The sequence below is a fragment of the Streptococcus suis genome, from assembly GCF_002960625.1.
Lineage (GTDB): Bacteria > Bacillota > Bacilli > Lactobacillales > Streptococcaceae > Streptococcus > Streptococcus suis_T.
In genome coordinates, this window is record NZ_POJH01000029.1 from 108,640 (window position 1) to 133,563 (window position 24,924).

Annotated in this window: 21 protein-coding genes, 1 other RNA gene and 3 pseudogenes; 4 read left to right on the top strand and 21 right to left on the bottom strand. The window is 41.1% G+C overall.

What is annotated here, in order from left to right; genetic code table 11:
- Nucleotides 1-2: 2 nt before the first annotated feature.
- Nucleotides 3-350, bottom strand: a transfer-messenger RNA (tmRNA) gene (ssrA, locus tag C1G49_RS05705).
- Nucleotides 351-460: 110 nt separating this feature from the next.
- On the opposite strand from ssrA, the gene C1G49_RS05710 reads away from it, so the two are divergent.
- Entirely contained in the window at nucleotides 461-1,054 is a 594-nt protein-coding gene (locus C1G49_RS05710) for a TVP38/TMEM64 family protein (protein ID WP_105124968.1), read from the top strand.
- Nucleotides 1,055-1,093: 39 nt separating this feature from the next.
- Here the strand turns inward: C1G49_RS05710 and aguB are convergent, their stop codons facing one another.
- The 9 genes from aguB to dnaG form a co-directional block, all read right to left on the bottom strand.
- On the bottom strand, nucleotides 1,094-1,969 hold the full coding sequence (gene aguB, locus C1G49_RS05715; RefSeq protein WP_105124943.1) for an N-carbamoylputrescine amidase: 876 nt from the start codon (nucleotides 1,967-1,969) through the stop codon (nucleotides 1,094-1,096).
- Between the two features lie 106 nt (nucleotides 1,970-2,075).
- A complete protein-coding gene (gene aguA / locus C1G49_RS05720; RefSeq protein WP_105117988.1) occupies nucleotides 2,076-3,179 on the bottom strand; it encodes an agmatine deiminase in 1,104 nt (367 codons plus the stop codon).
- Nucleotides 3,176-4,303, bottom strand: a complete 1,128-nt coding sequence (nspC, locus tag C1G49_RS05725; protein WP_105117989.1) for a carboxynorspermidine decarboxylase — start codon at nucleotides 4,301-4,303, stop codon at nucleotides 3,176-3,178. The genes aguA and nspC overlap by 4 nt, the downstream gene beginning before the upstream one ends.
- The gene (locus C1G49_RS05730) at nucleotides 4,304-5,563 is read right to left on the bottom strand and encodes a saccharopine dehydrogenase family protein (protein ID WP_105117990.1); all 1,260 of its coding nucleotides are present in this window, start codon (nucleotides 5,561-5,563) and stop codon (nucleotides 4,304-4,306) included.
- Entirely contained in the window at nucleotides 5,563-6,420 is an 858-nt protein-coding gene (speE, locus tag C1G49_RS05735) for a polyamine aminopropyltransferase (protein WP_105117991.1), read from the bottom strand. Before speE ends, C1G49_RS05730 begins: the two co-directional genes overlap by 1 nt.
- 2 nt (nucleotides 6,421-6,422) lie before the next feature.
- The gene (locus tag C1G49_RS05740) at nucleotides 6,423-7,871 is read right to left on the bottom strand and encodes an aminotransferase class I/II-fold pyridoxal phosphate-dependent enzyme (protein ID WP_105117992.1); all 1,449 of its coding nucleotides are present in this window, start codon (nucleotides 7,869-7,871) and stop codon (nucleotides 6,423-6,425) included.
- 518 nt (nucleotides 7,872-8,389) lie between these two features.
- Complete coding sequence (locus C1G49_RS05745; protein ID WP_024379411.1) at nucleotides 8,390-8,713, bottom strand: metal-sulfur cluster assembly factor; 324 nt, start codon at nucleotides 8,711-8,713, stop codon at nucleotides 8,390-8,392.
- A gap of 380 nt (nucleotides 8,714-9,093) precedes the next feature.
- The gene (rpoD, locus tag C1G49_RS05750; RefSeq protein ID WP_105124944.1) at nucleotides 9,094-10,212 is read right to left on the bottom strand and encodes an RNA polymerase sigma factor RpoD; all 1,119 of its coding nucleotides are present in this window, start codon (nucleotides 10,210-10,212) and stop codon (nucleotides 9,094-9,096) included.
- A 2-nt stretch (nucleotides 10,213-10,214) separates the two neighbouring features.
- The gene (gene dnaG / locus C1G49_RS05755; protein WP_105124945.1) at nucleotides 10,215-12,002 is read right to left on the bottom strand and encodes a DNA primase; all 1,788 of its coding nucleotides are present in this window, start codon (nucleotides 12,000-12,002) and stop codon (nucleotides 10,215-10,217) included.
- Nucleotides 12,003-12,184: 182 nt separating this feature from the next.
- On the opposite strand from dnaG, the gene mscL reads away from it, so the two are divergent.
- The gene (gene mscL / locus C1G49_RS05760; RefSeq protein WP_105124946.1) at nucleotides 12,185-12,544 is read left to right on the top strand and encodes a large conductance mechanosensitive channel protein MscL; all 360 of its coding nucleotides are present in this window, start codon (nucleotides 12,185-12,187) and stop codon (nucleotides 12,542-12,544) included.
- 88 nt (nucleotides 12,545-12,632) lie between these two features.
- Here mscL and galE read toward each other — a convergent pair whose 3' ends face one another.
- From galE to C1G49_RS05805, 10 genes and pseudogenes are all read right to left on the bottom strand, one after another.
- Nucleotides 12,633-13,646, bottom strand: a complete 1,014-nt coding sequence (galE, locus tag C1G49_RS05765; protein ID WP_105124947.1) for a UDP-glucose 4-epimerase GalE — start codon at nucleotides 13,644-13,646, stop codon at nucleotides 12,633-12,635.
- Nucleotides 13,647-13,745: 99 nt separating this feature from the next.
- Nucleotides 13,746-13,922, bottom strand: a complete 177-nt coding sequence (rpsU, locus tag C1G49_RS05770; protein WP_000048054.1) for a 30S ribosomal protein S21 — start codon at nucleotides 13,920-13,922, stop codon at nucleotides 13,746-13,748.
- Nucleotides 13,923-14,005: 83 nt separating this feature from the next.
- A complete protein-coding gene (locus C1G49_RS05775; RefSeq protein ID WP_105124948.1) occupies nucleotides 14,006-14,620 on the bottom strand; it encodes a TIGR01906 family membrane protein in 615 nt (204 codons plus the stop codon).
- Nucleotides 14,610-15,383: a TIGR01457 family HAD-type hydrolase gene (locus C1G49_RS05780; RefSeq protein WP_105124949.1), complete on the bottom strand. Its 774-nt coding sequence runs from the start codon at nucleotides 15,381-15,383 to the stop codon at nucleotides 14,610-14,612. The genes C1G49_RS05775 and C1G49_RS05780 overlap by 11 nt, the downstream gene beginning before the upstream one ends.
- 9 nt (nucleotides 15,384-15,392) lie before the next feature.
- A pseudogene (locus tag C1G49_RS05785) lies at nucleotides 15,393-15,722 on the bottom strand (NUDIX domain-containing protein); the annotation flags it as partial.
- Nucleotides 15,723-15,826: 104 nt separating this feature from the next.
- Nucleotides 15,827-17,263, bottom strand: coding sequence for a recombinase family protein (locus tag C1G49_RS05790; RefSeq protein WP_105114603.1), 1,437 nt, complete (start codon nucleotides 17,261-17,263; stop codon nucleotides 15,827-15,829).
- Nucleotides 17,256-18,860 (bottom strand): recombinase family protein, encoded by a 1,605-nt coding sequence (locus C1G49_RS05795; protein WP_105114602.1) that lies wholly within the window; start codon nucleotides 18,858-18,860, stop codon nucleotides 17,256-17,258. The genes C1G49_RS05790 and C1G49_RS05795 overlap by 8 nt, the downstream gene beginning before the upstream one ends.
- Entirely contained in the window at nucleotides 18,860-20,434 is a 1,575-nt protein-coding gene (locus tag C1G49_RS05800; protein WP_105114601.1) for a recombinase family protein, read from the bottom strand. The genes C1G49_RS05795 and C1G49_RS05800 overlap by 1 nt, the downstream gene beginning before the upstream one ends.
- A 100-nt stretch (nucleotides 20,435-20,534) precedes the next feature.
- On the bottom strand, nucleotides 20,535-20,675 hold the full coding sequence (locus tag C1G49_RS11160) for a hypothetical protein (protein ID WP_165865314.1): 141 nt from the start codon (nucleotides 20,673-20,675) through the stop codon (nucleotides 20,535-20,537).
- A gap of 267 nt (nucleotides 20,676-20,942) precedes the next feature.
- Nucleotides 20,943-21,146, bottom strand: coding sequence for a helix-turn-helix domain-containing protein (locus C1G49_RS05805; RefSeq protein ID WP_105114600.1), 204 nt, complete (start codon nucleotides 21,144-21,146; stop codon nucleotides 20,943-20,945).
- Between the two features lie 190 nt (nucleotides 21,147-21,336).
- Here C1G49_RS05805 and C1G49_RS05810 point away from each other — a divergent pair.
- Both C1G49_RS05810 and C1G49_RS05815 read left to right on the top strand, forming a co-directional pair.
- Nucleotides 21,337-22,679, top strand: a pseudogene (locus C1G49_RS05810) (IS3 family transposase).
- 75 nt (nucleotides 22,680-22,754) lie between these two features.
- Nucleotides 22,755-23,617, top strand: a pseudogene (locus C1G49_RS05815) (IS982 family transposase).
- A gap of 366 nt (nucleotides 23,618-23,983) precedes the next feature.
- Here the strand turns inward: C1G49_RS05815 and C1G49_RS05820 are convergent.
- The gene (locus C1G49_RS05820) at nucleotides 23,984-24,919 is read right to left on the bottom strand and encodes a glycosyltransferase family 2 protein (protein WP_105124950.1); all 936 of its coding nucleotides are present in this window, start codon (nucleotides 24,917-24,919) and stop codon (nucleotides 23,984-23,986) included.
- Between the last annotated feature and the right edge of the window lie 5 nt (nucleotides 24,920-24,924).

Consider the following 24,924-nt stretch of genomic DNA (forward strand, 5'->3'; position numbering starts at 1 on the left):
ATATATGGAGCTGGTGGGAGTCGAACCCACGTCCAAACACCTGCTAACTTATTCGTCTACAACCATAGGTTATGTCTTGCTTTAACTTGGGCTCGATACATAACTCAAACCTAGCACAAGCGAGTCAGTTCATCTCTTTTGGGACAGCCTGACTCAATCCCAACGTAGCTTGTTATTTTAAGACCAATCAGCAAACACAAGCAATTCGCGACTGGTCACGCAGGCAGGTTATTAAGCTGCTAATGCGTAAGTGTTTGTATTTTTTGCAGTTATATTTAACTGGCATTTTTACATCTGCCGATGAGTTGCAGAACAAGCCTCATAATGCCTGTCGAATCCGTAACAACCCCTTAGGTTTGATACGAAAATTATTATAGCAGATTTTTTCGCAAAAAGCAAAGCTATTTTTTACAATTTCCTTACAATTTTAAAATTTTTTGAAATATGGTACAATATAATTATGTATAAATTCTGGCAAAAAGCAATTCAAGTATTGAGTATTATTACACTGATAGGGACATTTATTTTTCTATTTTGGTTATATAAGATTGGCATTTTAAACGATCAGAATGTCTTGTCCGATTGGATTAAACACCAAGGGGCCTTTGGTAGCTTGTTTTTCCTAATCCTACAAATTATTCAAGTTATTTTCCCAATCATACCAGGTGGGGTCACTACCGTTGTTGGATTTCTTGTTTTCAATTTCTGGTGGGGATTTTTCTTAAATTATGTTGGCATATCCGTCGGTAGTATTATTCTCTTCTGGTTGGCTCGTCGGTATGGAAAAAAATTCTGTTTACTGTTTATGAGTGAAGAAACTTTTTTCAAATATGAGAGTAAAATAGATAATAAACGTGGTTATGAAATTTTCTTCATACTTTGCATGCTCTCACCTATATCTCCTGCTGATATTGTTGTCATGATTACAGGCTTAACTAGCATGAGTTATCGAAAATTTATCACCATCACTCTCCTCTGTCGTCCATTTTCCATCGTTGCCTACAGCTTCTTTTGGATTTATGGAAGCCAATTTTTACAACAAATCCTCAAATAATAGTCCAAACAGCCTTATCATCTGACAAGGCTGTTTTATTTATTCTGTAATTTTCTGATACATATACGGTCGACGATCCCTAAAGAGTCCCCAATCCAAACGTTCACGCGCACCCTTATCCAAGTCATAAGTAGCTAGCAAGACTGTTTCTTCCTCCCGTCCAGCCTTGGTCAAAATGTCTCCTGTCTCATCTGTCAAGAAAGAGGAGCCATAGAAACGCAGACTTGAAGACTGTCCACCATTTTCAACGGAAGGCTGCACTTTTTCCAAACCGATACGATTGGCTGCAATAACTGGTGTGATATTGGCCGCAGCATGTCCCTGCATGGTCCGCTGCCAATGACCTTGGCTATCCGTGTCCAAAATCGGCTCCGAACCAATGGCGGTTGGATAAAAGAGCAATTCTGCCCCATTCAGAGCTAGACAACGAGCAGTTTCTGGGAACCATTGGTCCCAACAGATGCCAATGCCAATCTTAGCGTAACGTGTTTTCCAGACCTTGAATCCAGTATTTCCAGGTGTGAAGTAAAACTTCTCCTGGTAATAATGGTCGTCAGGAATATGGGTCTTGCGGTAAACTCCCAAAACATTACCATCCGCATCGATGACTGCAATCGAGTTATACAGGCTATTGCCATCCTTTTCATAAAAAGAAATGGGCAAAACCACCTGCAATTCCTTGGCAATGGGAATAAAGTGCTGAACAGCATCATTTTCCTCTACAGACTTGGCGTAGTTGTAATAATCATACTGGCGTTCCTGACAAAAATAAGGACGCTCAAAGAGTTCAGGCAGGAGAATAATCTGCGCGCCCTGCCCAGCAGCCTGTCTGACCAAACGCTCTGCGGTCGCCAGATTTTCCCAAAGGTCCTGACTACACTGCATCTGAACAGCTGCTACAGTAACATTTCTCATATTATTTATCCTTTTCATAAATTCTTTATGGGAGATAGAATGTTCCTGAGATAAGGAAAGACGGTACAGGCTATACTAGAGTATGCCAAACCGACTTGACGCAATATCAGGGACATTTAGCCCCATAAAGAGGAATTTGCTGGGTAATACAATGAACATTCCCACCCCCAAGCAGGATGTCACGGGCGGGTATGCCGACGACTTTTCTGGTAGGAAAAAGCTGCGCGAGGAGCTCAAGTGCCTGCGCATCATGCTCATCAGCAAACTGGGGCACCAGAACCGCACCGTTGCTGACGTAGAAATTCACATAGGAAGCCGCCAAACGTTCGCCAGCTGTCCGTACTTCTTCCCCCGCTTCATAGACATAGCCTGGCAAGTCCTCTTCTGTTATTAGAATAGGATGTTTGGGAATAGGCAGTTTGTGAACGGTCAACTTTCTACCCTTGGCATCCACTTGCTTTTCCAAGTAGTCCAAATCAGCTTTGGACATGGCATATTGGGGATCTGACTCATCATCTGTCCAGGCTAAAACTATCTCGGCTGGACCAACAAAGGCTGCAACATTGTCCACGTGTTCATTGGTTTCATCATTGTAGATACCATAAGGCAGCCAGAGGACCTTTTCAGCTCCAAGAGTATCTAGAAGCACTTGCTCAATCTGATCCTTGGTCAAATGGGGATTACGTCCTGGGCTCAGTAAACAGGATTCGGTCACCAAGATGGTTCCCTCCCCATCGCTATGGATAGCTCCGCCTTCTAGGACAAAGGGATGGGCATCATAGATTGGCAGACCGATGGCCTGACTAAATCGACTAGCCACCTGATCATCTGCCTCATAGTCCTGATAAAGACCATCATAGCTTCCGCCCCAAGCATTAAAAGCCCAATCGACAGACAAAGCTCTGCCATTTTCATGGATCAAAACCGTCGGACCTGTGTCACGCGCCCATGCGTCGTTGGTAGGAATGTCCAGATAGGTTACGTCATCACCCAGCATAGACTGTGCCTCCTCACGGTGTGCCTCATCGACCAAGAGATAGACCTGCTCGCTTTCAGTAATGGTTTTAATGACCTGGCTGAAGGCCTTTTTCGCCCCCTGACCATCAAAGGGCCAGGATCCTGGGCGAGTCGGCCACACCATGAGTGTACCATGATGGGGCTCATACTCAGCTGGCATACGGTAACCCGCTGCTTTTGGACTTTCTATCATGACAACCTCCCTTTGAAATCTTCATAACCAAATTCCTTGATAATACGGCAGTCGCCAGCCTCGTCCATGATGGCTAGGCTAGGTAACCCAATGCCGTTAAAGGTATTGTTTTTAACGAAAGAATAGATGGCCATATCTTCAAAATAGAGCTTGTCACCAATCTCCACAGGCTTTTCAAAGGAATAATCGCCGATGATGTCACCCGTCAGACAGGTATTGGAAGACAGTCTGTATGTATAGACTTTTTCACCTGCCTCAAAGCCATAGCGAAGCGGTGGGCGATAAGGCATTTCTAAGACATCCGGCATATGGCAGGTAGCCGAAGCATCTAACACAAGCGTTTCAATGCCATTTTCAACAATATCCAGAACCTCTGTCACCAGATAGCCTGCATTAAGAGCAATGGCTTCTCCTGGCTCGATATAGACTTCCAGCCCATAAGTTTCCTGCATGTGCTGGATAGAGGAAATCAGCAAATCTACATCATAGTCTTCTCTGGTCACATGATGGCCTCCGCCCATATTGAGCCATTTAATACGGTGGAGGTAAGGGCCAAATTTAGCCTCGACAGCTTCCAAGGTGGTTTTCAAATCATCTGAATTTTGTTCGCAGAGAGTATGGAAATGCAGGCCATCCACCAAGTCTAGCAGGTCTTCTGAAAACTGACTGATACGAACACCAAAGCGAGAGCCTGTTGCACAGGGATCGTAAAGTGCATGCTCGTCTTGTGTGGAGCATTCGGGATTGATCCGCAGACCAATGCTTACTCCTGCTGCTCTGCATTTGTCAGCGTGCTTACGGAGTTGGCGCTTTGAGTTAAAGACGATATGGTCTGCAATTTCCAAAATATCATCCAAATCTGCATCCTTAAAGGCGGGGGCAAAGACATGGACTTCGCCACCAAATTCCTCACGACCAAGTTTAGCTTCATAAAGTCCTGAAGCAGTTGTGCCAGCCAAATATTGGCTAATTAGTGGATAGGTGGCATACATGGAGAAAGCTTTTTGAGCCAAGAGTACCTTACAGCCTGTACGGTCTTGGACAGACTTGAGAATTTCTAAATTGTTGACCAGCTTGGCTTCATCAATGACATAGGCTGGTGTTGGAACTTGTTCAATTCTCATCTAGTCCACCAAAACAGGATTTTCTACTACTTGCCATGGCAAGCCATATTGGTTGAGCAAGTCCATAAATGGATCTGGATCCAATTCCTCCAAGTTGTAAACGCCTGGCTTCTTCCAAGTTCCGTCCATGACAAGCTTGGTTCCAATCATAGCTGGCACGCCAGTTGTGTAGGAAATAGCCTGTGAACCAACTTCCTTATAGCACTCTTGGTGGTCACATACATTGTAGATGTAAATAGTCTTCTCTACACCGTCCTTGATACCTGTGAAAATACAGCCGATGTTGGTTTTCCCAACTGTACGTGGACCAAGGCTGGCTGGGTCTGGTAATAATGCCTTGAGGAATTGGATTGGCACCACTTCTTGTCCGTTGAAATTGATTGGGTCTGTCCGCAAAAGACCAACATTTTCCAAGCACTTCATGTGGGTCAAGTAGGATTGACCGAAAGTCATAAAGAAGCGGATGCGTTTGACACCTGGAATATTCTTAGCCAGCGACTCGATTTCTTCGTGATGGAGGAGGTACATGTCTTTTTGACCCACTTCTGGGAAATCGTACTCTCGCTTGATAGACATAGCTTCCACTTCCACCCATTTGCCATTTTCCCAGTAGGAGCCTGGTGCTGAAACCTCACGCAAGTTGATTTCAGGGTTGAAGTTGGTGGCAAATGGATAGCCATGATCCCCACCGTTACAGTCTAGGATGTCGATGTAATGAATTTCATCGAAATAATGCTTGAGTGCGTAGGCTGAAAATACGCTGGTCACCCCTGGATCAAATCCGGATCCCAAAAGAGCTGTCAGGCCTGCTTTTTCAAAACGCTCCTTATAAGCCCACTGCCATGAGTAGTCAAAGTAGGCTGTGAAGCCCTCTTCTGCACATCGTTTTTCGTAGATAGCCCGCCATTCTGGGTCTTCGGTGTCCTCGCACTCGTAGTTGGCGGTGTCGATGTAGTCCACGCCTGTCGCCAAGCAAGCATCCATGATGGTCAAGTCTTGGTAGGGAAGGGCCACATTCAAGACTGCCTTTGGCTGGTAGCTTTCAATCAAGGTAATCACTTCTTCTACCTTATCCGCATCCACTTGGGCAGTTTCAATTTTTACGGAAGTTTTTCCTTCTAAGGCAGCCTTCAAATCATCACACTTGGACTTGGTACGGCTGGCAATCATGACTTCCTTGAAGGTATCTTCTGCCTGGCAAACCTTGCTGATGGCAACCTGGGCAACTCCGCCACAACCAATCACTAATAAACGACTCATTATTTTTTCTCCTCTTCTTCTAAAATATCTTCGACATAACGGGGCAAGAGAAATGCTCCAATATGCAAGTTTGCGGTATAGTATTCTGTGAAAAGCTGACGCGCCTTCCATTTTTCCTTATCAAAATCTTCAATGGGATGGTATTTTTTAGAGGCAAAGCCAAATAACCAATAACCCGCCGCAGATGTCGGAATATGGGCCTGATAAACACGGCTAATAGGGAAAGACTGGGTCGCCTTTCTATGCATAGAACGAAAGGCAGACTCATCTTCGTCATAGAATGGCGAACCATGTTGGTAAACCATGATCCCATCTTCCTTCAAAGCCCGATAGGCATTACCGTAAAATTCCTTGGTAAAGAGCCCTTCCGTGTGTCCAAATGGATCTGTCGCATCATTGATGATGATATCATATTCGTTTTCACAGTTGCGCAAGAAACGCAGACCATCCTGTAAATAAACCTCGACCCGCTCATCTTCTAAACCCGATGCATAGTCTGGGAAATATTCTCGACAGACCTCAACCAAAAGTTCATCTGGCTCTACAACGTCAATACGTTCAATTTCAGGATACATACTGAGAACTTGAGCAACCCCACCATCTCCACCACCTAAAATCAAGATTTTCTTAGGATTGGGATGGACGGCCATGGGCACATGGACAGCCATCTCATTGTAGACAAAGTCATCTGCATCCGAGAATAAAACACGACCATTAAGGGTTAATATTTTTCCAAAGGCTGGCGAGTCCAACACAGCGATGTCCTGAAATTCACTCTTGCCAGCATAAAGTTGTTGACTGGTGCGAATGGACAATTTTACATCAGGTGTTTGAACTTCTGAAAACCACATTTCCATGACTAGCCCTCCTTAATGACATTGATGTAGTTGACATCTGGATCTTCGGTACCTTGAACAGAACAACCACGCTCCTTGGCAAAGATGATGTAGTCAACAATTTCTTGGGTCACTCGTTCACCTGGAGCTAAAAGCGGGATACCAGGCGGATAGCACATGACAAATTCCCCACAGACCTGACCAACTGCTTCTTGCAGGGAACGGCTTTCGCGCTCTGCATAAAAAGCCTGCTGCGGTGACAATACCAGCTGCGGCTGGATGTATTCTCCCGAAATCAAATCCGAACCATCTCGTGAGTAAAGACGCTTGATGTCAGCCAGTGCCCCTACCAGTCGCTCGATGTCCTGCAGGCGGTCACCGATGGAAATATAGGCCAAGATATTGCCAATATCCCCAAATTCAATCTGGATGTCGTACTCATCCCGCAACAAATCATAGACTTCAATCCCTGTCAGACCAATGCCCTGCGTATAGATGGAGAGCTTGGTGACATCGAAATCATGCACCGTTTTACCATCGATCAATTCCTTGGAATAGGCATAGTAGCCACCGATAGCGTTGATTTCACGGCGAGCATACTCAGACATTTCAATGACCTTTTCAAAAGATTCTTTGCCACGAAGGGCCAGATTTCTCCGTGAAATATCCAAACTAGCCAGCAAGAGATAGGAAGCGGATGTCGACTGGGTCAGATTGATAATCTGGCGGACATACTCCACATTCATATCAGGACCGACCAATAGGAGCGAGCTCTGGGTCAGACTGCCACCTGATTTGTGCATGGAAACAGCTGCCATATCAGCTCCCACATCCATAGCCGCCTCTGGCAATTTTTCCGAAAAATGCAAATGCGCACCATGAGCCTCGTCCACCAAAACTTTCATGCCCGCTGCGTGAGCTTTCTCAGTCAAGGTACGCAGGTCTGAGCAGATACCATAGTAGGTCGGATTGTTGATCAAGACAGCAACCGCGTCAGGATGCTCATAAATCGCCCGTTCAAAAGCTTCATTTTCCAATGCAAGAGCAATACCAATCCGTGGCTCCACACTCATATCCACATAGACTGGTATAGCTCCGCATAGGACCAAAGCATTGAGGGCAGACTTGTGGACATTGCGAGGTAAAATGATTTTATCACCCGCCTTACAGGTCGCCAAAATCATGGTCTGGACAGAAGAGGTTGTCCCTCCAACCATGAGAAAGGCATGGCTGGCACCAAAGGCTTCTGCCGCCAATTCTTCGGCCTCTCGGATAATGGACACAGGATGCCCTAAGTTATCCAAGGGTTTCATGGAATTGACATCAATCCCCACGCATTTTTCTCCTAACAGTTCGACCAACTCTGGATTACCCCGTCCCCGCTTATGTCCAGGCACATCAAAGGGAACAATCCTTTTTCGGCGTAACTGTACCAATCCCTGATAAATAGGGGCTTGGTGTTGATTTTTCATATTGAAAAACTCCTTTGCTTGATGGACTCCTACCCTTTTTTAAAAAAGCAAAAAGAGCAGGGTTCATCCTGCTCTACAATCCAAATTGACGTTTTTTATTCTTCTCTTGAGTTTATGTGCCTACCGTTTCCTACTCTCCAGTGCAAATATATACGTACTTTATTGACCGTTTCACAAGATGACGTGTGCTTTCACCACACTGACAAAATTAGAAATTAGGAAAACCTTCCCAACATCAACTTATAAAATGTAGGCTTTTAACCCTATCAATAATGTGGCTTACGCCACGCTTCGGCATTCGACCCGCCTGTCCGTAGGCTTTGGTTATGATAAATAGCAGAGCTACCCATCCCATATAGGTCTGATATTTGCTAGAATAGGTATAATAACTTTTCCTAGGCTTGTATATTCTAACACGAATATTCCGATTTGACAAGTGGAAAATTGATATTTTTTCAACAAAATCATGAACAATTCTAAAAAAATGACTTCGAATATTCGAAATCATCTTTTTGAAACTATTTAATTCCTAAAGCAATTCGAGCGTAACGGCTCATTTTTTGAACTGTCCAGGCCGGTGACCAAACCAAGCGAACATCTACTTCCGTTACCTCTGGAACATCTTTTAAGACATCATGAATTTGATCGGTAATCAAGTCAGCCAAGGGACAGCCCATAGTTGTCAGAGTCATATCAATCTCGGCCTTACCTTCGATAAAACGAATTTCATAAATGAGCCCCAAATTGATAATATCAATTCCTAGCTCAGGGTCAATCACATCCTCAAGAGCATGAAAAATACGCTCTTGAATTTCTTTTACCTGTTCTTCTGTATAAGCCATTTTTCTCTCTTTCTTTTTCACTATTGCATTGTCATCTAAAGGAACAAAAATTTCATCCAAATGAGCCATGAACTATTGAAGGTTGGAAATGAAACAAACCAGTTTTGTGTCAAAACCTCCCCCGAACTCTCGCTCGTTTCCTGTTTTCAGCGAGCGGCCTGATAAGTGCCACCGAACTTTGTCCGCTTTCGGATTTCTAGGCGGACGTTGAGAAAGCCTATCCGTAGGCTTATGCCACGCTTTCCTATTTCTAGGCTCGGGTTAAAACACCACTGGGTTAGCCTGCTCTCTTATTTTCAAGCAGGCGTTAAAAACCTCCCCCGGAACTCTCGCTCGTTTCCTGTTTTCAACGAGCGGTTGATTTTGTCTCCCAGACAAAATCAATCCTCAATAAAATCTCTGAGTGGTTTGCTACGGGATGGGTGGCGGAGTTTGCGAAGGGCTTTGGCTTCGATCTGGCGGATACGTTCGCGAGTTACGTTGAAGACTTTACCTACATCTTCTAGGGTACGCATTTTTCCATCATCCAAACCAAAGCGGAGGCGGAGAACATTTTCTTCACGGTCTGTCAGTGTATCCAAAACTTCATCCAATTGCTCACGGAGGACAACACGAGTGGTATAGTCAACTGGATTCTCAATTACTTCATCTTCAATGAAATCTCCCAAATGGCTATCATCTTCTTCACCGATTGGGGTTTCCAAAGACACTGGTTCTTGGGCAATCTTGAGGATTTCACGGACTTTTTCAGGTGTCATATCCATACGCTCAGCGATTTGTTCTGGCGTTGGATCCTGTCCTAACTCTTGCAAGAGATTACGTTGTTCACGGACCAATTTGTTAATGGTTTCTACCATATGAACTGGAATGCGGATAGTACGAGCCTGGTCTGCAATGGCACGGGTAATGGCCTGACGAATCCACCAAGTCGCATAAGTTGAAAATTTGAAACCTTTTGAGTAGTCAAACTTGTCAACAGCCTTCATCAAACCCATGTTTCCTTCTTGGATAAGATCAAGGAACTGCATACCACGCCCCACATAGCGTTTAGCAATAGAAACAACCAAACGCAAGTTAGCTTCAGCCAAACGTTGTTTTGCTTCAGGATCGCCAGCTTCAACTGCCAAGGCTAATTCTTGCTCTTCTTCATTGGTCAAAAGCGGAACAACTCCGATTTCTTTCAAGTACATGCGGACAGGGTCATTAACCTTTGCGGACGTGCTTCCTAGCAATTCTTCATCAGAAAGCTCTGGCTCTTCTTCAACTTGCAAAGCACGCGCAGATGGGTTACCTTCCTTATCCACAATCGAAATTCCTGCATCCTGAATTCGTTGGAGCAAGTCATCAATCCCATCAGCATCAAGTGTAAACGGAATAACCAGCTGGTCATTGATTTCATCATCGGTCGCTGAACCTTGTTTTTTGTGATTACGAATAAATTCAGCAACTTGCACATCAAAGGTCGTTACTTCTGTCTTTTTATCTTTTTTGTTTGTCATATTTACTCCATTTGTTTTCTTTTCTCGAGCAATTTTTGTAACTCATCGAGGGCAATATCAGCATTTCCTACATGGGAATGTTCACGGATTTTCCGTGTTAGGTGTTGATTTTCCTTTCGTAACAATTCCTTGTCACGGCGAAATTCCAATTCTTCAATTTCATTTTGCGCCACTTCCTTTGGCAGACGCTCTTCCAAAATCCGATACCAGGCTTGTTGAACGGTATCATCTAACTGGGATAAGCCAAAACTACTAATCTCACCTTGATTTTTCAGTAATTCATATAATACCTGCAATTCCGGTGTCGCAAAATAAAAATCTTCTCGCAAACGAAATTCATTTAAAATATAAGGGTGCTCGACCATACGGTAAAGCAGGTGATTTTCAGTTCGGATAAGACCTGTCAGCCGGGAAATAGCCTGAAGAGGCGGTGCATAGACCTGTTCCTTCTGTTGATGATAGGCTTGCTGACTTCGTTCCTGTCGCTGATGTAAGCGAACGGCATTCACAGCCTGCTCCACCTGACCATAGTCAAAATCGGATAGGACTTCCGCAACCTTATAAATATAAGAATTTTGCGCTGTAATCGACGAAACCCTTGCGATAATCGGAGCAATCCTCTCCACAAATTCTATCTGCATTTGTAGATTATCTGGGTTTTCTGGCTTCAGATACTGGATTAAAAATTCCACATCACTAATGCGGGATTTTGTCAAAACCTCTCGCAAGGCTTCTTCAGAATTTCTTTGTAAAAATTCATCAGGGTCCATATTGTCAGGCAGACTGACAATATCCACCTGAAAATCTCCTAATTCGTCCAACGCTTTCATGGTAGCAGCCTGCCCAGCTCTATCACCATCGTAGGTCAAAACAATTTTCTTACAAAACTTGGCCAGATGACCAACGTGCTCTCTAGTCAGAGCAGTTCCCATAGAAGCAACCGCATTTTCAATACCAGCACGGTGGGCTGCAATAACATCCAGAAACCCCTCCATCAGATAGACTTCCCGCTGTTTTTTGATGACCGCCTTGGCCTTATCCAAATGATATAGTTCGTAACTTTTATTGAAAATAGCTGTGCTACGAGAATTTTTATACTTGGCTAACTGCTTGTTCTGCAGGTCTTTTTCTGTCCAAATTCGACCTGAAAAGGCAATCACTCGACCATATTCATCGGTTAGCGGAAACATGACCCGCCCTTGAAAAGCATCGAAGATCATGTTCTGCTCACTGGGATTGAAAAGACCCGAATGAAGCAGGCTTTCTTCATCGTAGTTCTGGGAAAGTTTCTGATAAAGAATATTTTGTCCATCTGGTGCTAAACCTAGTTGAAAATTCTTAATAACTTCATCTGTTAAACCACGCTGATGGAGATATTTTCTAGCTTCCTCGCCCATCTTTGTCGTCATCAACAAGGCATGGTAAAACTTTGTCGCATCTTGATGGATATCATAAAGAGCTTGATGTGGATTTTCCTTCTTAGGCTGAAAATGATTGGTGGATACTTCTACCTGAAACCCAGCTTTTTCTGCCAAAATGGCTACCGCGTCAGTGAAAGAAACACCACGGGTTTCCTCAATAAATTTAAAAACATCTCCAGACTTACCACAACCAAAACAATGATAGAACTGTTTATCCTCAATGACGTTAAAGGAAGGAGTTTTTTCTCCATGAAAGGGACAAAGACCAAGAAAATTGCGTCCTGCCTTGGTCAAAGCAACTGTTTCACCAATCACATCCACGATATTGAGGGCTTGTTTGATTTCTGTTATTTTATCTTTTGACAGCATATATCCTCCTCAACATCCCATTTGCTAATTGAAAAGTGGACACTCTTCCCTTAGTTTAACATATTCTATTTTATACCAAAACTTGAAAAATGTAAAATTTCTGAAACAAATTGCTTGTAAAATATTTTTTTATGGTTATAATAGATAGAGTAAAATTTTTTATGAAAGGACATATTTAGGATATGTTGAAAGATTTAAAAGCGTTTTTGTTCCAAGGTAATGTTATTGACCTTGCAGTTGCAGTAATTTTTGGTGCTGCCTTCAAAGCCATCATCGATTCATTCGTTGCTGACTTGATCACACCATTGTTGCTTACACCAGCTTTGAAAGCTGCTGGCGCAGATAAAATTGCTGACTTGAGCTGGAATGGTGTTACTTATGGTAACTTCTTGAGCGCTGTTATCAACTTCTTGATCATCGGTACTGTTCTTTTCTTCATCGTTAAGGCTGCTGAAAAAGCAATGCCTAAGAAAGAAGAAGCGCCTGCTGGTCCAACTCAAGAAGAATTGCTTGCAGAAATCCGCGACTTGTTGAAAAAATAATCAATAAGATAGTGAAACAGGCCCTGTGCCTGTTTTTCTTTTTTCACTATGACAAAAAGAAGATGTGAGCCAATACTCACATCTTTTCTTATCCTTCATATCCATTTGGATTTTTAGACTGCCAGTTCCATGTATCTCGACACATATCCTCAATTGTTTTCTCTGTTTTCCAATCGAGTTCTTCCAAAGCCTTATCGGCTTTAGCATAGCAAGTTGCCACATCGCCAGGGCGACGGTCTACAATTTTATAAGGTACCGGCACACCGTTCACTTTTTCAAAAGCTTGCACCAGTTCTAAAACACTGGTTCCTTGACCAGAACCGAGGTTGTAGGTGTGGACACCTGCTGTCGTTGAGATTTTTTCTAGCGCCTTGATGTGACCAAGAGCCAAGTCAATCACGTGGATATAGTCACGAACACCAGTTCCATCCACTGTATCATAGTCATTACCAAAGACGCTAAGTTCTGGGCGTTTACCAACAGCAACTTGAGCCACAAACGGCATAAGGTTGTTTGGAATACCAGCTGGATCTTCACCGATTAGACCTGATTCATGGGCACCGATTGGGTTGAAATAACGGAGAAGGGCGACGCTCCATTCCTTGTCCGCTACTTCCACATCACGTAGGATTTGTTCCAACATGACTTTTGTGTAACCATAAGGGTTAGTTGCGCTGGTTGGCATGGTTTCAACTAAAGGTGATGGGTTGTTAAGGCCATAAACCGTTGCGCTGGACGAGAAGACAATCTTCTTGACACCAAACTCTGCCATAACTTCCACCAAAGCCAAAGTAGACATGATATTATTTTCATAATACATGACTGGCTTTTCAACAGATTCACCAACCGCCTTATAGCCAGCAAAGTGAATAGCTGATTCAATACTTTCTTTTTCAAAAACCTCACGCAAGGCAACCTTATTTGCTACATCCAATTCATAGAAAGTTGGACGTTTGCCAGTGATGGTTTCGATGCGATCCAAAACCAAAATACTTGAGTTGGAGAGATTATCTACGATGACAACGTCTTTTCCCAACTTCAACAACTCCACAACGGTGTGACTACCAATATAGCCAGCTCCACCTGTAACCAAGATACTCATATATACTCCTTTTCACTTGGACAATATTTTATATACCTATTATAAGTTAGACAGGCTGAAAAGTAAACAAAAAACAGCCCTCAGGCTGTTCAAATTCAATTAGAATTTTTTACGCTTGCGAGCTGCTTCTGATTTACGTTTACGTTTTACAGATGGTTTCTCGTAGAATTCGCGTTTGCGTGTTTCTTGAAGAGTACCAGCTTTAGTAACCGCACGTTTGAAACGACGAAGAGCATCATCAAGTGATTCGTTCTTGCGTACTACTGTTTTTGACATTATTTTCACTCCCCTCAATTTCAAAGTCTTACTTATTTTACTGTAAATTCACCACATTGTCAAGAGGTTTTTCTTGGCTAATGTTATTTTTTAACCATCCTAAGCCACAGCAAAGAGAGCGCTTCATATAGGATGAAAAAGAGAATAAAGCAATGAAGGAAAAATTCCTGTGGAAGTATATAAATAACCGGATCTTTCAGTGGGTCAAAGAGCCAGGTAGAATCACCTGGAAATAGCAGATGATGGAAGAGGACAAAGAAACTATCAAAACCAATCAGCATGCCCATCACTGCAATCATCACGGGAGCAAGAGCCATCCACATAAAAACAGTTCGATAGAATTTTCCATATCCTTTTCGCACCACTTCTTTCCAAAAATAGAAAATCGCAGGCAAACTAATCAGGAAAATAACCTGTGCCAGATGAAAGAGGCCTTTCACATCCGCAAAATGTTTGAGACCATCAGTTGAAGAGGAAAAATTTGGCATATCTAAAACACTTGCAAATGGATTGGTCAGATAGTTCATCAAAATATTAAAATCATAGGAAATATCTGATGACTTCATGTAAACAACTTTTTCCAACCCTAAAAAAGAAATCTCAAGCGGATAAATTAGCCAAGCTAGATAGATGGTACCTAGAACTGCTGCCGACAAGACAAATAAAATCGTTCCGATAATCTGTAACTTAGTTCTCATCAAAACTCCATTCATCTAGGCTGTTGAGGACATGGGTCGGAGCAAGGGGCAAGTCTGCTACTTCTTCTGGCTTGGTAAATCCAGTCAGGACTAAAAGAGTTGGAAAACCATTGTCAATCCCAGCCCGAATATCTGTCAGGTAGTTATCCCCCACCATAACCGTTTGGCTACGCTCTGTGCCTAAAATCTCCAGAGCCTTGTCCATGATAATGGCCTCAGGCTTGCCAATAAAGATCGGCTCTACTCGGGTAGCAGCTTTCAAAAGTGCAATCAATGAACCAGCACCTGGCAAGTGACCACGCTCCGTCGGAATGTTGAGGTCAGGATTGGTACCAATAAAAGTCGCTCCCTTTTGAATAGCCAGGGTAGCAATAGTCAGTTTTTCATAGGTCAGCTGGGTATCCAGGCCGACAACAACATAGGCTGGATTTTCCGTATCTTCCACATAACCAGCCTCAAAAATGGCAGACTTGAGCCCGTCTTCTCCAATGACATAGACTGTCTTTTCCTTGCCCAAGTCATTCATATAATCTACTGTAGCCAGACTGGCCGTATAGATGGTTTCAAGCGGTGTTTGGATATTAAAATTCTCCGCCAACATAGCCTGCACCATCTCAGGACGGCGGGTGGTATTGTTGGTCACAAATAGATAGGGAATGTTGCGCTCCTGCAAGCCATGAATAAACCGTTCACCAGCAGGAATTCGTTTCTTCCCCTCATAAATAGTTCCGTCTAAATCAATCAAATAACCTTGATAGGTCATACTTTCTCCTTAATCAAATCGTGTTTCCCAGTGCTCAGATCCACTAGCTTCCAAGCAAAGTGCTAACTGCTCAGGAGTATTTTTCCCAAGCGAGAGCGGCGGTAAATCGTCTAAGCTGAAAAAGCCACTGGCAACTGTTTCCGAATTGGGCTGAAATTCTCCGCCAAGGAGACGGCATAGAATGAAGACCTTGATCACACGGTGGGCAGACTTGGCAGGATTGTTCTTGTGCTTGTCCAAAATCGCCACCACACGTTGAGCCTCCACATCCAGCCCCGCTTCTTCCTTGACTTCCTTGACCACATTGTCCTTGACAGACTGGTCCACATCGCACCAACCCTCTTATGTCAAGGAATTGACGAAAATTTTATTCATTTTTCAATTGATTATATCACATTTTCTAAATGCAAGAAAGAGACTTGAATACCAAGTCCCTTCTTAAGTTATTTATAGATAACCTCAAAGAAGCCCAAACAGTCGACGATGACTTTCTCAACATGAGTTTCTATTACTTCTCTTGATAAGGTCTGGCCACTAAATTTATCAGCTACTTTAGTCGTTTGTAAGTTCTCCTCTAAATGTACTATTTTGTCATCTAACTCTTGCTTTTTAGCGATATAATCATCACGAGTGATACGATTTTCCTTATAATCTTGGAAAGCGGCCAATTTCTTTTCCTTTAGCTTCTCTATGTCATGGAGTAGATTAACTCTCAATAGTTTTCTTGGTTCTTGAGATTTATTCTTCAAATCCTCAAAAATAACCTTCTCAATCTTATCTACTTTACAAGAATGCATCGAATGCCCTTGACTTTTACAGTAGCGACAATAAAAATAATGGCCTTGATTATGATTTCTAATTAGAGACAAACGATGTTGGCAGTGTTCACAGAAAACAAAACCACGTAAAACAATATCTTCTGTCGAACGAGATTTCTGCTGAGACTGATGAGTTCTTCGTGACTGTCGAGCTCGATGTGCCTGCTCGAATTCTTCAGGAGTAACAAGAGCCTCATGGTTATTTTCAATCCGCTCCCATTCTGATTGAGGGCGTGTAATATGCTTGCCCTTAATATAGGTCCTCGTGTTAAAGAGGTAAGTGCCTTTATAAGCTTCGTTTTTCAGTATTTGTCGGACGGTATTTGAGGTCCAAATATTACGTTGTTGCTCATCAGTTAAAATAATTGACTTCTGATATTTGGCTTGACTGACTTGCATTTTCCTCTCAGCTGGAGTAATGGTCTTCTCCTCATTAAGGAGTAATGCAATCTTTTTATCCCCCAGTCCCTCAATACTTAATCTGAAGATTTGTCTCACGATAGGTGCTACAGCCGCATCAATGATAATCTTAAAGCGATCTGTAGGGTCTTTGAGATAGCCAAACGGTGGTAACCAACTCATATTCTTGCCTGAACGCTTCATAGTATTCATAGCACTTTTGACTTTCTCAGAAACATCCTTGGCATAAAATTCATTAAGTAAATTCTTAAAGGAGACATCAATCTCAACACCATTATTCTCTGAAGTAAGACTATCATATTGGTCATTTAGAGCAATGAACCTCACTCCTAAAAAGGGGAATATGTTTTCCAAGTAGTTCCCTAACTCCAGATAATCACGCATAAATCGTGAGAGGTCTTTAACAATAATATGACGAATCTCGCCGGACTTAACTCTTGTCATCAACCGCTGAAAAGCTGGGCGATTGACGCTTGTCCCTGAGAAACCATCGTCCACAAATTCTTCTCGCTGAAAGTTTTGGAAGTCAGAAGAATTATCAAGAAAATGATGAAGTAGATGTCTTTGATTGACAATGGAATTGCTTTCATCAGTTCCAGCCTCATCGACAGATAGTCTAAGGTATAAAGCCACTTTAGACATTCTCCACACCTCCTATCTGACAGCGAAACGTAATCGTCACCTGTTTATTCACACCAACTTCGATGCGTTCGATGATTGCCTGTAATAGTTCCGAGGTTAGGCTATCTGTTCCTTGGCATTGAGTTAGCGATTTGATCCAATTTATCTGCTTCTGATGTTCTTCTTCCAGTTGCCCGATAGCCGTCTCACAATGTCTTATTTCCTGTGAAAGTATCCCTATTTGAGCTTCCTTCTCTGATTTTTGAGTGAGATAGGCTGTTTTTTCAGTTCGTACCAAACTATATGAAGCATATAAATCACTTATTTCTTCTCGTAAGCGCATGATAGCTTGTTGGTGCTGTCTTTCTTGCTTATGATAAGTATTGATACAATCCTCTTTTCTGGTTCTCAACCTTGATGTTAGCTGTTTTATTCCTCCTAAACGATTCAGTTCATCTTGAATGAACTCCGAGATAATTCTATCTAAAGCCTTTTCACTAATATAAACGGTCTGCTTTGTTACATGATCCGAATCATAGATATAATCCATAAATGTATAATAATCTTCATTCTTAAAATGCTTACAGTATCTAGGTAACTGGGTATACTTTCCATGTGCATAAATCAAACCCTTATAACGATTCGGAGTTCGTTCCCTAGTAGAAAGTTTTTGCGATTTTCGGCTTCTTGAATGTTGTAGAATTCTGCTATAATCCTCTTGACTGATATAGGATTTATGAGCATTTTCATAACGAATCGGCTGACTCTCTAACAAATTCTTACTGCGTGTTCTCTGAAGCAATTCTCCACGATAAACTGGCATTTTAACCAGGCGAAGTAAATTGCCCGATTTCCAAAGTCGATGATCACAGTCAATTCTATAGAGATCTCCAGTTTCCCGATATGCCAGCGGTACTGCAATTCTATGCTCATTCAAATATGCAGCTATTTTCGGCATTGATTGGCCTTCAATCGCTTTTCGAAAAATAGTATCAAGAACTGGCTTTACTTGATGATCAATAATTAATCGTGTTCCTTGTTCCTGTTTATCTAATTGATAACCATAAGGCGCTGATGTACCGATATAATAACCCTTACTAGCTTGATGAATATTGTAGGATGTCAATTTTTTTGAAATCTCTTTAGAATAAAGGTCGTTAACTAAATTCTTAATTTCTACCTCAAACGACTTCTTTTCTCCAAGTCCGTTAAGGGTATCAAGGTTATCATTGATAGAGATGAAACGAACGCCCAAGAAAGGGAAAACTTTATCAATAAGACGCCCCATCTCAATATAATCCCTACCTAGACGTGATAAGTCTCTAATCAGAATACAATTGATAAGACCCTTTTTGACATCTCCCATCATTTCTTGAAAGGCAGGGCGATTAAACTTCGTGCCTGAATACTCATAGTCAGTATATGTTTTGGCAACCATTAAGCCCTTAGCTTTGGCGAATGTTCTCGCTAAGCCTTCTTGAGTCTCTAATGACTGTGATTTATTTCTCCAAGTTTCTGTTCTTTCCTTCGATAATCTAATGTAAATACCAGTTCGATAAGTTGTAACCTGAATGGTATCTGTTTCTTCTGTACAGTAGCGGTTCTTCGTGCGAGCCATCAAACCACCTCCGTTTCCAGATGTGAAAACTGTTGGAGCATATCCAACTCTTTCATATCATGAATGACTAGCGTAATCTCATGGTCTTCTCCAATATCAATCCGATCTAAGAGAGAAACCAATGTCAAGCGGTTTAAGTAGTCTGTCTCTCTCAACTCACTTAACTGCTTCAACCAAGCTTCCCTATCTTGAAGCTTATGATAGAGTTCCTGAGCTAATCCTTTTTTTAGAGCAATGGTTTCTTCAACCTGCTTCAGCTTTTGGCGATAATGTCGCTGAAATTCCTGATACTCCGACTCATTGATAAGACCATCATCTAGGTCCACATACAGGGAGTGAAGTAATCGCTCATACTTCTTGCGTTCGGTCACTAGTAGCGTAAAGTCAATTTCAAGAAATGACTCTTCTGACAGATAGTCAGGGATACGTTCAATCAGATAGGACTTCCACTCTAGGTGTTGAGCTATCAAGGTTGAAATGACTTCCAGCAGACTATCGTGCTTAATAGCGTGACGGCTACAACCTTGTCCCTTGTTGTATGTACTACAAATGTACTGATTAGTCTCTGTTTGCTTGTAACGGACTTTTCGCTGTATCATCTGCGATTGACAGTCTTTACAAAAGAGTAAGCCTACAAACAAAGATGGCTGACCTTTTCCATTCTTGACATCTCTAAGTAATAAGCGATTGGCAATCTCAAAGGTGCTTTCAGATACAATACCTTCATGTGTTTTATCTACCCGCACCCAGTCATCTGGACTGACCTTTAGAGACTGTTGCGATTTGTAATTCAGTTTCGTATGTTTTCCCTGCTCCAAAGTCCCTGTATAAACTCTATTGACCAGAATACGATTAACCAATTTGGTACTCCACTGATTAGAGGTACCATAAAATCCCTTGAAATTTTCTTGACAAGATTTCTTATGTTGAAGTGGGGTTGCGATGCCAGCTTTATTAAGATAAGTAGCAATCCTATTTGAAGAATACCCCTCTAGCTTGAGCCTAAAGATTTTTTCAATGATAGGACGAATACTCTCATCCACTACTAGGTGGTTCCTCTCGTTATCGTCTTTGCAATAACCGTAAGGAGCAAATGCTCCTATAAATTCTCCGTTCTGGCGCTTAGCCTTTTGTGTGCTACGGACTTTCATGGAAATATCCCGACAGTAGCTATCATTGATAAGACTTTTAATCGGCAGAACTAGGTGTGTTTCATTTGTATCCGCAGTCAAGCTATCATAATGATCATTGACCGAGATAAACCTCACACCAATGGAAGGGAAAATCCTTTGAATATACTTCCCAGTCTCAATATAGTCTCGCCCAAACCGAGATAAGTCTTTGACGATAATTGTATCTATCCTTTTCTCATTAACCATTGTCATCATGCGGTTGAAATCAGGACGATTAAAGGTTAAACCACTAATACCATCATCTACAAATTCTTCTAAAATGATAAGGTCATGCTTTTCAGCGTAGTCTCTTAAAAGTGAACGCTGATTGACAATGGAGTTACTTTCGATATTATCTCCATCATCTCGTGATAGGCGTAAATAAATACAGGCTTGTGTCATTGTTTTCTCCTTAATCGATATTCTTAGGTGCGGATCGATCAAGGATTAAAGTTCTACCATTCTATTTTACATAATTTACTGTTAATTGTCCGCTAAAAGTTTATATTTTCTCTAACTTTTTGCCAAGTAAATCATCTAAAATATCCGTTAGACATAGTGGCTTATCGGTGACTTTTACAGTTACCTTATAGCCTTCAATGACGACCTGCGATGTCTCCTTTTCTGTTGTTGTTTTTGTCATACTATATTATTCCTTAAATTTAAAATAATGACCTCCGTGGGAACGACTGGTTAGGTCATTCATGGGAATCTCACCCGCTGTCCTTTATCGCTGGCAGCCTGAACGTGCAGAAGTATCATTGTCCTTAGTTTGTATCTTGGCAAATAGAGTACCATTCTATTTTATAGCTGATTATTGTCGCTCATATCATGGCGAACCAGACTAAACTGCTCAACAAATAAGAAAGTCCCACCTTGGTCTATTCAGTTGTCAAAGGACAAAGGATTATTAATAATTAGATTTTTCCATTTCTAAAATATAATCTGTAGTTACATCATACAATCTCGCTAATTGCTTTAGATATAGAGTAGGCACATCCTGTCTCCCACTCTCTATTCTGGAATAAGCCGATTGTGAACAGTGAAGATACATAGCAATCTGATTTTGAGATAAATCGTTATCCTCTCTTAAATTCTTTAATCTAATATACATTATCAATCCTCTTACTAATATTGTAAGTGAGCGATAATCAAATTAACTAATTTATGCAAAATATGCATAATTTAATTTTAAATAAAATATTACTCGTGGTGCTAGTTAATCTCAAAATACAATAAAAAGCCCAAAATGAACTGCACCCCAAAAGTTAGATTTTGTATCTAACTTTTGGGGTGCTTTTCTGATGAAATTAAGTTATGAAGATAAACTAGGTATATACAAGTTGAGATAGAGAGGTGAATCATGGCCTCAGTTAAGTCAGCGATATGGAATCTGTACTTCCAATCTCAAGTACATGGTTAAACTCATGGATAGATATGGTGTTGAGATTGTTGATAAGGGTAAAAATCGGTATTATTCACCCGAGTAAAAGCAGGAAATGATTGATAAAGTCTTGCTTGATGGTCAGTCCCAGCTCTCTGTTTCTCTTGATTATGCACTGCTAAATCAAGGCACTCTTCCAAATTGGATAGCGCAATACAAGAAATACGGGTATACTATTGTTGAGAAACAAAGGTGGAGACCGAGTAAAATGGGGCGCAAACATAAGAAAACCTGGGAAGAGATGACAGAAGTTGAACGTCTTCAGAAGGAATTAGAATATCTTAGAGCGGAGAATGCTGTGCTAAAAAAGCTGAGAGAATACCGCTTGAGGGACGAAGCAAAGCGCAAAGAGCAACAGAAATCAGTCAAGCATTAACGCATCAGTTTTCCCTAGTGACTTTACTTGAAATCCTTGATTTACCACGTTCCACCTATTACTATCAAGTGAAGCGACTAGCTAATCCAGATAAGGAGAAATCTATCAAGGATGAAATACAATCTATTTATGATGAGTACAGGGGCAATTACGGCTATCGTCGGATTCATTTAGAATTACGAAATCGTGGCTTTATCATCAATCACAAGAAGGTGCAGCGCTTGATGAAAGAGTTAGGCTTAGCGGCTCGCATTCGTCGTAAGCGCAAGTATGCTTCTTACAAAGGTGAGGTGGGTAAGAAGGCTAATAATCTGATTAAACGTCAATTTGAAGGCTCTAAACCTTACGAGAAGTGTTATACCGATGTGAAGGAATTTGCCTTACCTGAAGGGAAACTCTATCTATCGCCTGATCTTGATGGCTATAATAGTGAGATTATTGATTTTACCCTGTCTCGGTCACCTGATTTGAAACAAGTTAAAACCATGCTTGAGAAGGCTTTTCCAGCGGATTCATACATCGGAACCATTCTTCACTGTGACCAAGGCTGGCAATACCAGCACCAGTCTTACCATCACTTTTTGAAAACCAAGGGCATTCGTCCATCCATGTCTCGCAAGGGAAATAGTCCAGATAATGGGATGATGGAGTCCTTCTTTGGCATTCTCAAATCGGAAATGTTTTATGGATTTGAGAAGTCTTATCAATCCCTTGATGACCTTGAGCAAGCTATCACAGTTTACATTTTTTACTACAACAACAAACAAATCAAAACTAAACTAATAGGACTTAGCCCTGTCCAATACAGAACTAAATCCTTTCAGTAATTATTTGTCCAACTTTTAGGGGTCAGTACAAAAGAACTATACTGTAAGTGCCGAAACAAACAGGAGGTAGTCGAAATGAGCCACTTACAGTATACTGTTAAATCCCATCACTTACAATGGAATTTGAAGCAATTATCAAAAATTTGCCACCAGCTCTATCGTGATAATTGTCCAGATGGCTTAAAACACCGTCGTAACATTAGCTTGTCCAAGGTATCAGACGAATCTCTATTAGTCTTGCTTCTTTTGCAAGCTGAACTAGGATTAAGTCAAAACGGCATTTCTACCGTATCTGCCAACTCTTTCATTGCAGCGAACTTCTTTAAAGAAGTCGCTTTAATCGACGAGCAAGACAGTTGATTTGGTTAGTTCAAGTCATTAGAAAAGCAATGAATACTCAAATCTCACCTGTTTTCATTGTTATTATAGCTAGCTTTCCCTTGCCACTTTACCAACCTGTCCGTAACTATAGAACACGTATTTTTAACGACGCAGCAGATATTGGCTACAACGCTTCCAAACATCTGTGGTTCTATGGATTCAAAGTACACATGCTGGTAACTTTATCAGGCTATATTCTGAATTATGTTGTGACACTTGCATCAGTCCATGATAGTAGGGCAGTTGATAACTTACTAGAAAATTGCCGACAACTTTATATTTTGGCAGATTTAGGCTATCTTAGTAAGGTACTTAAAGATCATTTGACCCTAAAAGGCTATCATCTATGGACTGCCTTACGCCAAAATATGGCAGGAGCTAAACAACATAATCATTGGAAACTGATGGCTATGAGACGAACCATTGAGACTTGCTTCTCAGAGATTTGCGGTCTTTTTGATATAGAACACACACTGACTAGAGGTTTAGCAGGTCTGCGGTTAAGGCTGGAGCAAATTATACTAGCTTACAATCTGAGATACTTCAAGATTAACTAGCACCATGAGTAAAATATTGAGTAAGTTGCTATTGTAGTATAATAGTAACTATACTTAGTTTTTTCCACTATAAACCTTTGGCAATAGTCTAAATATTTTAAAAAAAGTAAGTACTTTTTCTTGGCAATTTCTATTCCATGAACTAGAATAATTCAATTTTTATTGAAAAAAATCATTTAAAACATATTTTATCTTATGATACCTCGACCAAATACCAGATAGTTTTTAAATTAAGTTCTTACTATTTAAGGATAAGTCATAACTATATCAATTTTAGAAAAACTGCGAGATACGGTGTAATATCTTTATAAAGAAAAAGCAACGGTATCAAATCCGTTGCTTTGTTTAAATAGAGTTTGGCACAAACTATAAACTCTTCTCTTTTATGATATATATTGGTCTTCTCTTAGTTTCTAAAAATATTTTTGATAAGTATTTACCAATTATTCCAAGTACCATCAGCTGCAATCCACCTAAAAATAAAATAACTGTAACAAGACTAGCCCAACCAGACACACTTCCGTCAATTGTTAACTTTCTCACAACAACAAACAAGACGCCTATTAATGATAAGATAAAGGAAAATGTTCCAGCCCAGAATGCAATATTTAAAGGCGCCTCAGAAAAATTAACAAGACCCTCCAATGAGTAACGAAGTAAACCCCAAAAACTCCAAGAAGTTTTTCCTGCTACACGTCCTCTATTTTCATAAGGCAAATAGGTAACATTATATCCAACCCAGGAAAAAATACCTTTAGAAAAACGATTAACTTCACTAAATTCTAGGATACTGTCGACAACCTGCCGAGTCATAAGACTAAAATCACGAACTCCATCAACTAATTTTGTATCAGATACAACATTTATCAATTTATAAAAAAGTTTTGCGAACAAGGATCTAATAATCGGCTCACCTCTGCGATCAATTCTTTTAGTTCCAACTATATCAAAACCTTGTTGGATTATTCGGTACATATCAGTCAACATTTCTGGTGGATCTTGAAGGTCTGCGTCCATTATCGCTACAAAATCACCTTTTACTTCTTTTAAACCTGCTAAGAGCGCTGCTTCTTTCCCAAAATTACGAGAAAATGAAAGATAGTGGACATTTTCAAACTTATCGGAAATTTTTCTAAGAACTTCTAGAGTTTTATCTTTGGAACCATCGTTAACAAATATATAATTAAATTGCAAGTTTTCTTTCAACTGTTTTTCTACTAATTTTATTGTAGTTATGAAAGAAGGGATTGTCTCCTCCTCATTATAACACGGAATAATTATTGAAAGTTCTTGTTTCGACATATTAA